The organism is Cyanobium sp. Tous-M-B4 (genome assembly GCF_024345395.1).
Taxonomy (GTDB): Bacteria; Cyanobacteriota; Cyanobacteriia; order PCC-6307; family Cyanobiaceae; genus Cyanobium_A.
Genome location: NZ_JAGQBA010000001.1, coordinates 499,483 through 513,618, shown reverse-complemented (window position 1 = coordinate 513,618; position 14,136 = coordinate 499,483). Strand labels below are relative to the sequence as shown.

General features: G+C 64.8%; 13 protein-coding genes. 6 read left to right on the top strand and 7 right to left on the bottom strand.

Going from position 1 to position 14,136, the window contains the following annotated elements; all coding sequences use genetic code 11:
* Positions 1-8 precede the first annotated feature (8 nt).
* The 3 genes from grrA to nadC are packed head-to-tail and all read right to left on the bottom strand — an operon-like array spanning position 9 to position 2,402.
* Entirely contained in the window at positions 9-425 is a 417-nt protein-coding gene (gene grrA, locus KBY73_RS02585; protein ID WP_254935517.1) for a GrrA/OscA1 family cyclophane-containing rSAM-modified RiPP, read from the bottom strand.
* Positions 426-456: 31 nt separating this feature from the next.
* On the bottom strand, positions 457-1,473 hold the full coding sequence (gene grrP, locus KBY73_RS02580) for an extracellular substrate binding-like orphan protein GrrP (RefSeq protein WP_254935516.1): 1,017 nt from the start codon (positions 1,471-1,473) through the stop codon (positions 457-459).
* A 59-nt stretch (positions 1,474-1,532) separates the two neighbouring features.
* The gene (nadC, locus tag KBY73_RS02575; protein ID WP_254935515.1) at positions 1,533-2,402 is read right to left on the bottom strand and encodes a carboxylating nicotinate-nucleotide diphosphorylase; all 870 of its coding nucleotides are present in this window, start codon (positions 2,400-2,402) and stop codon (positions 1,533-1,535) included.
* Between the two features lie 45 nt (positions 2,403-2,447).
* Between nadC and KBY73_RS02570 the strand changes: the two genes are divergently transcribed.
* Complete coding sequence (locus KBY73_RS02570) at positions 2,448-4,046, top strand: NCS2 family permease (protein WP_254935514.1); 1,599 nt, start codon at positions 2,448-2,450, stop codon at positions 4,044-4,046.
* Here the strand turns inward: KBY73_RS02570 and KBY73_RS02565 are convergent.
* Genes KBY73_RS02565 through KBY73_RS02555 form a run of 3 tightly spaced genes read right to left on the bottom strand, consistent with a single transcriptional unit; the run spans position 4,037 to position 6,486 of the window.
* Positions 4,037-4,813, bottom strand: a complete 777-nt coding sequence (locus KBY73_RS02565; RefSeq protein ID WP_254935513.1) for a hypothetical protein — start codon at positions 4,811-4,813, stop codon at positions 4,037-4,039. The genes KBY73_RS02570 and KBY73_RS02565 overlap by 10 nt on opposite strands.
* A 54-nt stretch (positions 4,814-4,867) precedes the next feature.
* On the bottom strand, positions 4,868-6,253 hold the full coding sequence (gene mnmE, locus KBY73_RS02560) for a tRNA uridine-5-carboxymethylaminomethyl(34) synthesis GTPase MnmE (protein WP_254935512.1): 1,386 nt from the start codon (positions 6,251-6,253) through the stop codon (positions 4,868-4,870).
* Between the two features lie 44 nt (positions 6,254-6,297).
* Entirely contained in the window at positions 6,298-6,486 is a 189-nt protein-coding gene (locus tag KBY73_RS02555; RefSeq protein ID WP_254935511.1) for a hypothetical protein, read from the bottom strand.
* Here KBY73_RS02555 and KBY73_RS02550 point away from each other — a divergent pair.
* From KBY73_RS02550 to KBY73_RS02530, 4 genes are all read left to right on the top strand, one after another.
* Positions 6,485-6,787, top strand: a complete 303-nt coding sequence (locus KBY73_RS02550; protein ID WP_254935510.1) for a hypothetical protein — start codon at positions 6,485-6,487, stop codon at positions 6,785-6,787. The two genes, KBY73_RS02555 and KBY73_RS02550, sit on opposite strands and share 2 nt — an antisense overlap.
* Before the next feature lie 799 nt (positions 6,788-7,586).
* Positions 7,587-7,964 carry a cupin domain-containing protein gene (locus tag KBY73_RS02540; protein ID WP_254935509.1) on the top strand — a complete coding sequence of 126 codons (378 nt, stop codon included), beginning with the start codon at positions 7,587-7,589 and terminating at the stop codon, positions 7,962-7,964.
* Positions 7,965-8,299: 335 nt separating this feature from the next.
* Entirely contained in the window at positions 8,300-8,455 is a 156-nt protein-coding gene (locus tag KBY73_RS02535) for a hypothetical protein (protein ID WP_254935508.1), read from the top strand.
* A 65-nt stretch (positions 8,456-8,520) separates the two neighbouring features.
* Positions 8,521-10,140 (top strand): SGNH/GDSL hydrolase family protein, encoded by a 1,620-nt coding sequence (locus tag KBY73_RS02530; protein WP_254935507.1) that lies wholly within the window; start codon positions 8,521-8,523, stop codon positions 10,138-10,140.
* 6 nt (positions 10,141-10,146) lie between these two features.
* On the opposite strand, the gene KBY73_RS02525 is transcribed toward KBY73_RS02530, so the two are convergent.
* Complete coding sequence (locus KBY73_RS02525; protein WP_254935506.1) at positions 10,147-12,477, bottom strand: bifunctional (p)ppGpp synthetase/guanosine-3',5'-bis(diphosphate) 3'-pyrophosphohydrolase; 2,331 nt, start codon at positions 12,475-12,477, stop codon at positions 10,147-10,149.
* 52 nt (positions 12,478-12,529) lie between these two features.
* On the opposite strand from KBY73_RS02525, the gene KBY73_RS02520 reads away from it, so the two are divergent.
* The gene (locus tag KBY73_RS02520; protein WP_254935505.1) at positions 12,530-14,131 is read left to right on the top strand and encodes an ABC transporter ATP-binding protein; all 1,602 of its coding nucleotides are present in this window, start codon (positions 12,530-12,532) and stop codon (positions 14,129-14,131) included.
* Positions 14,132-14,136: the final 5 nt, after the last annotated feature.

Sequence of the window (14,136 nt, the reverse complement as noted above, 5' to 3'; positions counted from 1 at the left end):
GGGAGCGATCAGCGCCAGTAGCGACCACCACCATTTAGGAAGCCCCCATTGCGGAAGCCACCATTACGGAAGCCACCGTTATTGAAGCCGGTGTTATAAAAACCGCCGTTATTGAAGCCGCCGTTATAAAAGCCGCCGTTGCGAAAGCCGCCGTTGCCCCAGCCCATACCCCCGCCGTTGACGAACACGTAGGACACGGCGTCATCGGGCAAACCAGAGGCTTCGGTGCCATCGCGCTCCTGCACTGCCGCCGCAATTCGGCTCAGCCGCTCCTCAATGCTGAGGGAGGTTGGTTTAGCTGCGGTTTGGTCCTGGGCTGAAGGCTCGTGCTGGGCGCTGGCCAAGGCCAGGGCCGCCGCCCCATCGAGGGGCATGGAGGCAAGCAGCAACAGGCCGAAGAGATGGGAGCGGTTCAAGAACGCCATAACAACTACAAAAAGGGTTTCAGCGAGGGGATCAGCGGGCGGTCGAAGCAGCCTGACCTTCAAGAACGGGGCGAATCGTCTCAACCCCCAACAGCACAGCCTCAAAGCTGGCGCGGATCACAGACTCGGGCAATCCCAGCGCACTCGCCGGACCAAGCCAGCGGTTCACGGCGGTCACCGTGTCTGGCTGGCCATCGAGATAGCCCTGGAGCAGCCGGGCAATCGCCAGATTGACCACGTTGCGGAAGGCCGAGTCGTTTTCGGCGAGCACACAGCTCACCGCATAGGCCTCGTAGGGCAAAGCAGGACTGAGGGCCAAGCCGGGCAGACCCTGCTGGCGCACCAGCCCCGCCAGCACGATCGTGTCGCCAATTACGCCATCGACGCTACCGGCCTGCATGGCGGCCACGGCAGCCTTGAGGCTGTCAAAGGCGACGGGGATGGCCTTGGGCTGCATGCCCCGCAGTTCGGTTTCACCAAGCGACTGGCGCACCACCCCGATCCGCCTTCCCGCCAGAGCGGCCGGGCTGCCATCAAAACGCCCGCTGGGCGCCAGCAGTCTCACGCCGGAAAGGCCGATCGGCAGCGAGAAATCCACCTGCATGTCCAGCTCCCAGCTGAACGGCAGGCCACAGGCGAGGTCCGCCTTACCGCTGGTGATGCTGTTCACCAAGCTGGACGGATCGCCAGTCGGTGCAAAGCGGACACTCACAGGCCGGCCCACGGCCTGGCTGAGCTCAGCGGCAATACGCTCAGCCACCAAGATGCCGTAGCCGGAGGGCTGGCCCTGGGGGCTCAGCATCATTAGGGGTGGGACGTCGGCGAAACCACTCAGCACCAGCTGGCCGCTGCGCGCTGCCCGCTGCACCGCCCCCTCCTGCTGGGGCTTTGCTGGGGGTTGGGCCGGGGGTTTGGTTTGGGATTGGGCCTGTACCGCCGCCGGCATTACGGCCAGCAGCCCGAGAGCTCCGACGCCAGCAGCAAGCCGGCGACCAAGGCCAGCTAAGCGAGAGCTGCGCTTGGAAAAGCTGCGCTTTGGTGCTGCCACCCAACCTCGACATGAACTAACCGAAGTATGCAGAGGCTCGGGGCCACTGCCAACTGGGCTCAAAAATCAAACCGCATACTGAGATCAAGCCAGGCGCTGCGGGTGATCGGCGCGCTGGTGGAGATCAGGTCGATGCCGCTGCTGGCGTAGTCGCGGAGCTGCTCGGGCTGCACGCCTGAGGCTTCCAGTACCAGCTGCCGGCCGGAGGCCAGGCTGCGCAACTCGGGCACCAGCTGCCGCAACTGGGCCGGCGGGAATTCATCCAGCAGCACCCCATCGGCGCCCGCTTGCACCGCCGCCGCCGCCTCAGCCGCCGTTTCCGCCTCCACAATCACCCGGGCCGGCCAAGGAGCATGGGCCCGCACCGCCGCGATCGCCACCTCCAAACCACCCGCTACCCCACCGGCCCAAGCCAGGTGGTTTTCCTTGAGCATGGCGGCGTCATCGAGGCCCTGGCGGTGGTTGCTGCCGCCACCGCAGCGCACGGCGTACTTTTCAAGTCGGCGCAGGCCCGGCGTGGTTTTGCGGGTGTCGGCAAGGCGCACGCCCGTGCCCTCGAGCTCGACTACCAGGGCGGCGGTGGCGGTGGCGATGCCGGAAAGCCGCATCGCCAGGTTTAGGGCCGTGCGCTCACCGGCCACCAGGGCAGCGGCTCCACCCTCCAGCTCCAGCAGCCGCTGTCCTGCCACCACCGACTCACCATCAACCACCAGCAACTGCACCCGCAGCGCCGGATCCAGCAAGCGGAACAGCGGCTCCACCAGCACCCCGCCGCAAAACACCCCGGGCGCCTTGGCCAGCCAGTGGGCCCGGCCAAGGCGCCCAGCCAGCGCCGCAGCCGTGAGATCGCCGCGACCGATATCTTCTGCCAACCAGGCGCGCAGCTGCAGCTCCAGCTCGGGGGTGAAGGGCAGATGGGCAGCAGGCATTACCCCTCCGGAGCAGGCCTTCCCATGATGGGTGGTGCCAGTCTGATGAGCACTTCGCATCAGAGCGCTGGCATGGGCAAACCCCGCTGGTGGACCGCCGGTGACCTCGATGGCTTCCTCGGCCTCGGGCTCGACAACCTGATCCAGATCCTGTTGATCGTGGCCCTTTGCCGCGGCGTACTCGGCTATCCCGACAGCCTGATCTTCGGCGCGATCCTGCCTGCCACTGGCATCAGCCTGGTGGTCGGCAACCTGGCTTACGCCCGCCAGGCCTTTCAGCTCGACCAGCGCGAGGGGCGCGACGACCGCACCGCCCTGCCTTACGGCATCAACACGGTGAGCCTGTTCGCCTATGTGTTTCTGGTGATGCTGCCAGTGAAGCTGACGGCCTTGAGCCAGGGCCTGGATCCAGCCGCAGCGGTAACCCTCTCGTGGCGAGCCGGGCTGATCGCCTGCCTGGGTTCGGGGTTGATCGAATGCTCCGGTGCCTTCATCGGCAACAGCCTGCAGCGCTGGCTGCCTCGCGCAGCCCTGCTCTCCACCCTGGCGGGCATTGCTCTGGGCTACATCGCCCTGGGCTTCCTGCTGCGCACCTACGCCCAACCGGTGGTGGGGCTGGCAGTGCTGGCCGTGATCCTGGTGGGCTACTACGCGCCGGTGCGCTGGCCGGTGCCCGCCGGCCTGGTGGCCGTGCTGCTGGGCATCGCCCTGGCCTGGGCCAATGGTTTGATCGACCTCGATCCAGTGCGCTGGCAGAGCAGCACGGCCCTGATTGGGCTCCATCTACCCAAGCTGCAACTGGCTGACCTGTGGCAGGCGCGCGGCCAGCTAGTGCCCTGGTTGGGGGTAATAGTGCCGATGGGACTTTTCAATGTGATCGGCTCGCTGCAAAACCTGGAGAGCGCCGAAGCCGCCGGCGATAGCTATCCGGTGCCCAGCTCGATGCTGATCAATGGCATCGGCACCCTGGCCGCCGCCACCTTGGGCTCCTGCTTTCCCACCACCATCTACATCGGCCACCCGGGCTGGAAGGCCATGGGCGCCCGCATTGGCTACTCCTGGCTCAATGGCGTGGTGATGGGCGCCGCCTGCCTGCTGGGCCTGTTTGGCGTGGTCGGCCAACTGGTGCCGATTGAAGCCGGCATGGCGATCGTGCTCTACATCGGCCTGGTGATCGCTGCCCAGGCCTTCCAGGCCACGCCGCCTCGCCATGCTCCGGCCGTGGCCCTGGGGCTGCTGCCCGGGCTAGCCGGCTGGGGCGCCCTGATGCTGAAAGCTGGGCTGCGGGCCGGTGGCAGCGGCACGGGCACCAACCCCTTTGGGCCAGCCATGCTGGCCCCCCTGGCCCAGGCCGATGTGTGGGCCGCCGGGGCCTTCGCCCTTGAACAAGGCCAGATCATCACGGCGATGCTGCTGGCGGGCATGCTCGTGTACGTGATCGAGGCCCGCCTGCTGGCGGCGGCGGCCTGCGCAGCCATCGCCGCCCTGCTGTCCTGGTTTGGCGTGATCCACGCCTGGCAATTCACCAGCTCCGACACCGTGCTGCAGCTGGGCTGGGGCGTGGGCCGCAGCTGGGCCCTCGGCTACGCCGTAATGGCCCTGGTGTTCCTGGCAACCCGCTGGGGCCTGCGGCCTCAGCGCTGATGCTGCAGCAAACCAAGGGTGAGGTTGTCTGGGTCGGTCTGAAGGTAGACGTAGCCACCACCATTGGCGAGCAGCACCACTTTGTAGTTGTAGGAGACACCCGCAGAATCTCTCTGGGTCATCGAACCCAGGCAGCTGGCAGCCAGCTTGAGATTGCCGCTGTAGGTGACCCGGTCCTGGCGGCCCGCATAGCTCGCCAGGGCCAGGCCCTGCACCGCCCCTGCCTGCCACCACTCCCGCTGCACTACGGCATTGGGCTGCCAGCTGCCAGCCAGCCAGCTCTGGCCCTGCTGCTGGCTGGTGACCAAGCCATCGAGCTGCTCCGGCCGGCAAGCGCCTGGGGCCTGGGCCACGTAGCGCAACGACAGCACCTCACTGGGTGCCACCACCAGGGAAGTGCGCGGCCGGCCCAGGCCGTCCAGGGCGACCGCGTCAGCCATGGCACCGGCCGAACCCTGGCGCTCCACCAGGGCCCAGCAGTTGGTATCGGCTTTCACCTGGCCGCTGTAGCGATCTTCCGTAAAACGGCGACCCTCCCGCAGGTAGCGCACCCCTTCGATGCGGCCATCGGCAAACCAGCGCTCCTGCATCAGCAGGGCCGTAGGTTCGCCCCGCTGCTGACCGCTACCGAGCACCACAAAGGTGCCAGCTGCGGGTGATTTGCATTGGGCCGGAGCCGCCGCCGCCGACTTTTCAGCAGCAGCGGCTGCTGGCACCAGGCCAGCGCAAAGAGCCACGGCGGCAAGCAGGGCGCGGGGGTTGACCATCGATTCACATCATCAAGTGATCGCAGTTTGGCAAGAGGCAGTTTGGGAAAGGACCTACTTGCCAATACAGAAACGCGAAAACACCCGATCCAACACCGCCTCGCTCACCGCCTCGCCTGTTATCTCACCGAGGGCACGCACGGCGGCGCGCAAGTCAATCGTCCAGAAGTCCCAGGGCAGCTGCTGCGCCGCAGCTTCAAGGGCAGCCCCCAGGCTCAGGGCTGCCGCCGCCGCCAGATCCCGTTGGCGGACATTGAGTGCCACCTGCACCCCTTCAAGGCAGCCAGCGCCGCAGCGGCGCAGCAGCTCCGCCACCAGCTCGTCGCGGCCGGCGCCAGTGAGGGCGCAGAAGCGCACATCTGCCGGCTCCCCATCCCCAGGGGGCACCAGACCCACCGGCAGACCAGCCCCATCGGCCTTGTTACCCGCCACCAGCAGCACGACGCCCTCGGGCACCAGCTCCCGCAGGGCCTGATCCTCCAGGCTCCAGCCGGCGCTGAGATCAAACAGCAACAGCACCGCATCAGCAGCGGCAAGGGCCTGGCGGGAGCGCTCGATGCCCAGCTGCTCAACCCGGTCGCTGGTGGGGCGAATGCCGGCGGTGTCGAGCAGGGTGAGCGGCACGCCGTCGAGCACCAGCTCGCTTTCCAGCAGGTCGCGGGTGGTGCCCGGTAGGTCGGTCACGATCGCCCGCTCTCGCTGGCTGAGCAGGTTGAGCAGGCTGGATTTGCCCACGTTGGGCCGGCCCACGATCGCCACCCTCAGGCCCCGGCGCAGCAACTCCCCCTGGCGCGCCTCAGCCACCAGCTGCTCCAGCTCAAGCCGCACCGCCGCCAGTTCCGACGTCACCGCCGCACCATCAAGGGGGGGTAGGTCTTCCTCGAAGTCCACCCGCGCCTCCAACTCCGCCAACTGATCCAGCAGCCGCTCGCGCAGGGCGCCGATGCGCAGCTGCAGGCCGCCATCAAGGCCCGCCATGGCCAACTGGGCCGCCCGGCGGCTGCGGGCCGTGATCATTTCGCTGATCGCCTCGGCGCGGGTGAGGTCGAGCCGGCCGTTTAAAAACGCCCGCTGGCTGAATTCCCCCGGCAGAGCCCGCCGCGCCCCGGCCCCCAGCACCAGCTCCAGCACCCGCTGCACCGCCACCAGGCCGCCGTGGCAGTGCAGTTCCACCACGTCTTCGCGGGTGAAGCTGCGGGGCGCCCGCATCAGCAGCAGCAGGGCCTCATCGAGCCGCTCGCCACTAGCAGGATCCACCACATGGCCGTAAAGCACCCGGTGGCTCTCCCAGCTCTGCTGGCCGGGGGCCGCAAACAACTGCCGGCCGATCGGCTCGGCCTCGGGGCCAGAAATCCGCACGATCGCCACACTGCCCTCGCCCGGTGCCACGGCGGTGGCCACGGCGGCGATGGTGTCAGCAAATCCGGCAGGGTCTGGCATGACCCCATTTCAACGCCAAAGCGCCCGAAGATCGAACGCCCTGCTCAGGAATTGGCGGGGCCGGGAAACACCATCAAGTCGATATGGCCGCCGACGGGATGGCGCCATTCGCGGAATTCCTCGGCCAAGGCGTGCTGCTCGCGCGGCAGGGCCTGGGCCTGCAGGTCCTGGAGCCGCTGGTGCACTAGGTCCAGGGTGTCGTCTATCAGTTGGGCCGCCTGCTCGGAAGTCATGGCATCGCCTGCGCTGGATGGGCTGGTTGTAACTGGGCCTTCAAAGACACGCTGTAGCGGACGTCACGACCGCGCCAGCCGCGCCTCCAGCTCACCGCTAGAAGGCAAACACCCCAACAGTGAGAGGATCAACTCGAATTCAGGGGCACTTGTGACGAACGGCAAGGGATCTGCGCGCTCAGCACTGTCGACCCTCCTGCTTGGCTTCGGCGCCGTCGGCGGCTTGGCCCTTCTGGTTTGGCTGACGCTGGTGATGCTCGACCTCAAACACCTCAACACCTCCGGCTTCACCCTGCCCTAGCCGATGCCTGTGCGGGCGATGTCGAGCACCTCGATGCGCAGTTGCACCGAGTAGCGGCGCGGGCGCGTCTCGGAGGCGGGTTTACAACGCACCGGCCGGCACCTGGACGACGTTGGAGCAGTCCTGGCGGTAAATGGTGATGCCGTGGTTGCCGCCGCCTTCTGGTTCATCGCCCTATAGCGCTGCGGCCAGAGCCACATCGGCAGACCCCCTGGACAGCTGGCCGGGATTTCAGTCGTTCTGGGAGGCAAGGTATTACGCCACTGATATTCCCCCTAAAGAACATAGACGGGTGCTGAAAATCTCACGGCATATCCAAACCAATCCCAAGGCAACAGGGGTCAGAAAGGGATTTTATGTCTCTTTAACAACTACAGGCACTGCGGCACAGATTCGAGAGTGACGCCATCAGTGATTGGGATCCAAGTTTTCTGCAATTGGCTCCAAGCCTGCTTGCTTGCTCCAAGCGTTACGCCTCAATCAAATCCCAGACGGGTGGCATCAGATAGCAGTGAGATTTAGAAGAAACAATAGCATCCGCGATGGAGACAAAGAGCGAAGTATTTGGTAGTTGCGCTGGGGAAATAGATGTATCAGCAGAGCTCAAGATAGCGGAAATGGGAATCTAGAATGAACTGAGTGCACCAATCACATGTCAGCGACAAAAGCCATGAGGTCTTTTCTGAAGCGGTTCCCAATCAGCAAGTCCACCAAATTGATGACGGTTGCCACCTCACTGCTGCCCGCAGCTGTTCTGATGAGCGGCCAAGCGCCCGCCCTCAGCCAGCCACAATTTTCCGTGGTGCCTGCGCATGAACATCTCGATCCAACCCATGGCCCCACGCACACCCAAGGCGTGCTGGCCGTGAAGCGCCTTGGGGCTCAATCACTCGGACAGGACTTCAGCGCAATGCAGGGCAGGGAACTGCGGCTGCGGGAGCTCACGATTGCCCCTGGCGGCAGCATCGCCCTGCATCAACACGATCAACGGCCTGGCGTCGCCTACGTCCTCCAAGGGCAAATGACGGAGCGGCGTGGTCCTGGATTCAGCCCCAGGGTGATCGGCCCTGGCGAAGCGGCTTTCGAAGCCACCGGCGTCAGCCACTGGTGGCGCAATGAAGGCACCACCCCCGCCAAAGCTCTGGTGGTGGACATTGTGCCCTTGGATACTCCCTGAAGCACGACGTGGCCACCCTGCATCAAACGGATGTGCAGCACGAACGCATGGCGGCAATGTCCGCGAATTGTGAAGAAGTCGTATTGCCGATCACACCCGGCAAAGCAACTCCTAAGGTCAGGTTAAGATGAAAGCCAATACCATTCATCTTGCCCTAAATTATTAAACAAATTGCCGTGCCACTCTCACGTCGTCTTCTACTTCAGGCTGACGGTCAATAGTGCCAAAGCAGCCGATACCAACGTGCCAACATTTCAGGATCAGCTCGATGACTGCATACCCACTAGCGATCCGCTGAAGGCGATGATGGAGTGAGATCATCGATTCAGCCAGATTTGGCAAAGCCTGAAAAGCGGAATCACGCCACAGAAGCGCATGTCCAACTCACTAAGCGCAGCTCCGTGCTGAAGGAGGCCAAGGCGGGTGGCAAGGTGATGATCAACAGCGCCTTCTTTGATATCAAGAGTGGCAAAGTCAGCCTGCTGGATTAAGCAAGCAGCCGCGTACCAAAAAACGGCCACAAGTCCGACCATCAAACCAAGCAGCTCAACCCTCCATGGCTACCCCCTCAAACCCAAAGATTCAGGGCCTGTTTCAACAGCTCTACGACTTCGGTGACAGCCTGACGTCCTATGGCGATTTCGCCGCCTATCTCCAGAAGACGGTGTTGGCGGCCAGCGCAAAACCGGCCTGGAGTGGCGTCAGTTGGAGCAATGCCAACTTCGGCAACCAGCTCGGCCTGAGGACAAAACTGGGCATCGCGACACCTTCAGAAGATCCTCCGGCGAGGATTGACATCCCCTCGCCCTTCTACCAGGTCGTCAACCCTTCGGTCGCCACCCCCGGCCTTGGGACACCAGGTGCGCCATCCTTTGCCATGGGTGGAGCCACAAGCGGCACCACCAGCCTCTACGACATCCTCACCATCACAGGCCCAGACGGGAAGACGGTGTCTCTGTCCACCCTGTTCCCCAAACTGGCGCAGACGGGGGTTCAAAATCAGATCAATGCCGCCCTTAAGCAACGGATTCGGCCCGCCTCCAACGAACTGACCCTGATCCAGGGTGGCGCAAACGATCTGCTGATCGAGTACATCCAGGAAAACCCGAACATTGAAGCCGTTTTGGCTGAGGTGATGCAGAACATGCGCCGGAATCTCAGTGTGCAGCTGAGGGCTGCCGGCAGTCGTCAGTTGATGAGTTTTGGCCTGGCGGATTTCCAAGGCGTAGTGGATGGCGTGCCCTACCAGATGCCCTTCCTGAGCAACCTGCTTAAGCAGGCCAGCCAACCGGATGCACCTGCCTGGCTCCAATCCTGGAAGAGCTTTGTTGAGGAGGGTGGCCTACAAGAGTTCCAGACCAAGTACGCCACCATGCTGCAGGAACTCGGCAGAGAGTTCCCCTACGCCACAGTTATTTATTACTCACCCGAGTTCGGAACGAACTGGGACACCTATGGCGCCCGCCTGGGCAACTTCGCCAGCTATGGCATCAAGAACACTGTGGGCTATGCCCAGGCCACGAATCAAGATCTGCCGGCAGAGGCAACCAACGCCTATCTCTACTTCGACGACATTCACAACACCGAAAGCGGCCAGGAGATGACAGCCCAGGCCATGGCCCTCACGCTCGAGAGCAACCGCGAGGCCATTGCCGCTGCCACCCTCACCAACAAGCAACTGGGCACCTCAAGGCCAAACGTCCTGCTGGCACCACGGCAGAACAGCGAGCTCATCGGCCGGGCCGGCAACGACCTCCTGCGCGGCAACACGGGCAACGATGCTCTCTGGGGCGACCAAGGCCAGGACCGCCACAGCGGCGCCCAGGGCAACGACTGGCTGCAGGGCGGCCAGGGCTCAGATCGGCTCAGCGGTGGAGAGGGAGCAGACTTCTTCTCGTACAAGACGATCGATGCCTCCAGCCGCTGGCGGGACACGATCACCGATTTCGACGGCCGGCGGGGCGATCGGCTGGGGATCACCGCCGTGCTGGACGGCAAAGATCCCTTCGCCAATCCAGGCTGGGAGTACATCGGCTCCAGCCCCTTCAGCGATGGACCGGCTGAACTGCGGTTTGCCGATGGGCGTTTGCAGGGCGATGTGGACGGCGATGGCAAGACAGATCTGCTCATTCAGTTGCTGGGGGTGAGCAGCTTCAACCCAAACTGGATCAGCTGAAAGGCCCTAGCCGATACCCGTGCGGGCGATGTCGAGCACATCGGCCATGGAGCGGATCTGATTGATGGTGCTGGCTAGCTGGCTGGCACTCTCAAGCTCCACCCTCAGATCGATGCGGGCCGGCTTGCCGGGATTGGTGCGCACCCGGGCATCGCTGACGTTGATGCGGTGATCTGAAAGGCGGGTGAGGATGTCCTTGAGCACTCCAACGCGATCAAGCACCTCGATGCGCAGTTGCACCGGGTAGCGGCGCGGGCGCGACTCGGAGGCAGAGTTCCAGCGCACCGGCAGCCGCCGTTCGGCCGGCACCTGGGCCACGTTGGAGCAGTCCTGGCGGTGGATGGTGATGCCGTGGTTGCCGAGAGCCACCGCGCCAAGAATCTGCTCGCCGGGCAGAGGACTGCAGCAGCCCCCGAGCCTGTAATCGAGGCCCTCAAGGCCGAGGATTGAGCTGGTGCCACCACCACCCACCGGCGCATGGGGCTCCACCTGGGCAGCGTAGGCCGCCACCTTGGCCGCCACCTGCTCATTGCTGAGCACGGGGGCGGAGGCTTCGCTGGCCAGGCGCATTTCCTCCCGCAGCCTGTTGAGCACCTGATGCAGGGTGACCCCACCAAAGCCGAGGGAGGCCAGCAGGTCTTCGGTGCCGGTGAGATTGCAGCGGCGGGCCACCTTGGCCATCGCCTCACCATTGAGCAGGGCATCGAAGCCATCGCGGCCTAGCTCGCGCTCGAGCATCTCCGTGCCGCGCTGGAGGTTGTCTTCGCGGTGGCTGGTTTTATACCAGTGGCGAATGCGATTACGAGCCGTGGGGGTAGCCACGAAATTGAGCCAGTCGAGGCTTGGGTGGGCCGTTTTGGCGGTAACCACCTGCACAAAGTCACCATTGCGCAGAGGCGTGGCGAGCGGGCATAGCCGATCATTAATGCGCACGCCCTGGCAGTGATTACCGATTTCCGAGTGGATGCGATAGGCGAAATCTACGGCCGTAGACCCCTTACGCAAACCCACCACATCGCCATTGGGAGTGAATACAAACACCTCCTCGTCAAACAGATCTTCCTTGATCGAGCGCAAGAAATCGTTGCTGTCGGTGCCGCCGTCATCCTTCTGCCAATCAACCAGCTGCCGCAGCCAGTTGAACCGCTCAGCATCGGCTCCAGAGGCGGCAGGCGAACCGCCCTCCTTGTATTTCCAGTGGGCAGCAATGCCGTATTCGGCCACCTGGTGCATGTCGGTGGTGCGAATCTGCACTTCGATCGGCCGGTGCCGGCCGATCACCGCCGTATGCAGGGATTGGTAGCCATTGGGCTTAGGCAAGCCGATGTAATCCTTGAAGCGCCCCGGGATCGGCCGGAAGGTGTCGTGCACCACCGCTAGAGCCCGATAACAACTCTCGAAGTTGGGGCAAAGAATCCGCAGAGCCGCCACGTCGTAGATCTCGTGGAACGCCTTCTGCTGGCGCTGCATCTTGCTCCAGATGCCATAGAGGTGCTTGGGCCGGCCGCTCACTTCGCAATTAGCCAAGCCCACGGCGGCAAGCCGATCGCGCAGCAATTGCACCGTGACCGCCAGGCGCTCCTCGCGCTCGCTGCGCTTGGTGGCCACCTGCTGCTGCACGTCCCGGTAGGCCTCGGGCTCGAGGATCTTGAAGGCCAGATCTTCCAGCTCCCACTTCAGCCGGCCAATGCCGAGGCGATTCGCCAGGGGGGCATAGATCTCCCGGGTTTCCCGGGCGATGCGCAACTGCTTTTCAGGTTTGAGCGCCGCGATGGTGCGCATGTTGTGCAGCCGATCGGCCAGCTTCACCAGCACCACCCGGATGTCGCTGGCCATGGCCAGAAACATGCGGCGCAGGTTTTCGGCCTGGGCTTCGGTGTGGTTGGTGAAGTGAATGCCGCCGAGCTTGGTAACCCCCTCCACCAGCGCCCGCACCTCGGCGCCGAAGTGCTGTTCGATCTCCTCAGCGGTGACCTCGGTGTCCTCCACCACGTCGTGCAGGAAGCCCGCAGCGATCACGCCGGCGCTTGCACCGATATCGCGCAGTAGGTCGGCAACGGCGACCGGATGAATGATGTAGGGCTCGCCACTGGCCCGAAACTGGCCCTCGTGCAGCTGGTAAGCGAAGTCGAAGGCGGAGGCCAGCAGGGCCTCGGCATCGGTGGGGCAGCTCACCCCCTGTCCCGGCGGCACATGCTCGATGCAGCGCTGCAACCACTCCGGCAGGGGCACGCCGTAGTCGGCAGGAGTGCGAATGGGCTTGCGCACCAGAGCTGGAGCTGCCGCCACTCGAGTAGCTACGGCGGTTGCATCAAGATTCGGGGCCGCCCTGAGCATTTCAGCCTGCGCCTTCCCCTCATCGTAGGCAAGTGGGGGCAAGCTGGTGGCCATGACCAGCCCCGTGCTCGCAATTGAGAACCTGGTGGTGCGCTACCCCGCAGCGGAGCGCCCCACCCTCGACGGCCTGAACCTGACCCTGGCGTCCGGCGATCGGCTGGCCCTGGTGGGTCCTTCCGGCTGCGGCAAAAGCACCGTGGCCCGGGCCGTGCTGCAACTTCTACCCCCGGGCAGCCAGTGCAGCGGCTCCCTGCTGTTGGCGGGTCAGAACCCCAGCCAAATGGCCCGGCCGGCCCTGCGCCAACTGCGCGGTGAAGCGGTGGGGCTGGTGTTCCAGGACCCGATGACCCGCCTCAACCCGCTACTGACGATCGGCGATCACCTGGCCGACACCCTGGCGGCCCACCGGCCCCGCTGGCAGAGGCGCCAGGTGCGGCAACGGGCGGAAACCCTTCTGATCCGGGTGGGCATCGGCCCGGAGCGCTATGGCAGCTATCCCCATGAATTCAGTGGCGGCATGCGCCAGCGCTTAGCGATCGCCCTGGCGATGGCCCTGGAGCCGCCGCTGGTGATCGCCGACGAACCCACTACCAGCCTGGATGTGGCCGTAGCCGGCCAGGTGATGGCGGAGCTCAGCAACCTCTGCCGCGAAGCGGGCAGCGCCCTACTGCTGATCAGCCACGACCTGGCCATGGCGGGCCGCTGGTGCGACCAGATCGCCGTGCTGGATCAGGGACGCCTAGTGGAACAGGCGCCAGCCCGGCAGTTGCTGCTTGCCCCCGCCTCCGCCCTGGCCCAACGGCTGGTGGCCAAGGCGCGGGAGCGGGAGGGCGCTGAAAGTTTGCCGCCACCGCCAGCGCCGCTGCTGCTGGAAATCGAGCAGCTGCGCAGCTGGCATCCACTGCCATCCCTGCCCTGGCAAGCCCGCTGGCTCAAGGCGGTGGATGGCGTCAGCCTGCGCCTGCAGCAGGGCGAAACCATCGGCTTAGTGGGAGCCTCCGGCTGCGGCAAAAGCACCCTCTGCCGCGCCCTGATGGGGCTGGCGCCGGTGCGGGGCGGCAAGGTGCGGCTGCAGGGCACAAACCTGCTCAGCCTGCGGGGCCGAGCCCTGCGCCAGGCCCGGCGCGGCATTCAGATGGTGTTTCAAGACCCGCTTGCCTGCCTCAACCCCCAGATGGTGGTGGGTGAGGCGATTGCTGATCCCCTGCTGATCCACGGCCTAGCCAACCGCTCCCAGGCCCGTCAACGCGCCCGCGAACTGCTGACAGCGGTGGGGCTCACCCCCCCGGAAAGCTTTGAAAACCGCCTGCCCCGCACGCTCTCTGGCGGTCAGCAGCAACGGGTAGCGATTGCCCGGGCCCTAATCCTGGAACCCCAGGTGCTGCTCTGCGATGAGAGCGTCAGCATGCTGGATGCCGAGGTGCAGGCAGATGTGCTGGCCCTGCTGCGGGAGCTGCAGGAGCGCCTGGGGTTGGGGATGCTGTTTGTCACCCACGACCTATCGGTGGCCAGTGGCTTCTGCCACCGAGTGCTGGTGCTGGAGGGGGGAAAGATCGTGGAGGAGGGCCCCGGCTCCCGGCTGCTGAGCGATCCCCAGACCGCCATCACCCGAATCCTGGTGGAAGCCTGCCCGCGACTGCCCACAGCTGCATGAGCCTG

Coding starts and splice junctions, on each gene's coding strand:
- KBY73_RS02550 (WP_254935510.1), top strand. CDS start 6,485: ATGGCATCGCCTGCGCTGGATGGGCTGGTTGTAACTGGGCCTTCAAAG.
- nadC (WP_254935515.1), bottom strand. CDS start 2,402: ATGCCTGCTGCCCATCTGCCCTTCACCCCCGAGCTGGAGCTGCAGCTG.
- KBY73_RS02565 (WP_254935513.1), bottom strand. CDS start 4,813: ATGGTCAACCCCCGCGCCCTGCTTGCCGCCGTGGCTCTTTGCGCTGGC.
- KBY73_RS02525 (WP_254935506.1), bottom strand. CDS start 12,477: ATGCTCAGGGCGGCCCCGAATCTTGATGCAACCGCCGTAGCTACTCGA.
- KBY73_RS02555 (WP_254935511.1), bottom strand. CDS start 6,486: ATGACTTCCGAGCAGGCGGCCCAACTGATAGACGACACCCTGGACCTA.
- grrA (WP_254935517.1), bottom strand. CDS start 425: ATGGCGTTCTTGAACCGCTCCCATCTCTTCGGCCTGTTGCTGCTTGCC.
- KBY73_RS02530 (WP_254935507.1), top strand. CDS start 8,521: ATGGCTACCCCCTCAAACCCAAAGATTCAGGGCCTGTTTCAACAGCTC.
- mnmE (WP_254935512.1), bottom strand. CDS start 6,253: ATGCCAGACCCTGCCGGATTTGCTGACACCATCGCCGCCGTGGCCACC.
- KBY73_RS02570 (WP_254935514.1), top strand. CDS start 2,448: ATGAGCACTTCGCATCAGAGCGCTGGCATGGGCAAACCCCGCTGGTGG.
- KBY73_RS02520 (WP_254935505.1), top strand. CDS start 12,530: ATGACCAGCCCCGTGCTCGCAATTGAGAACCTGGTGGTGCGCTACCCC.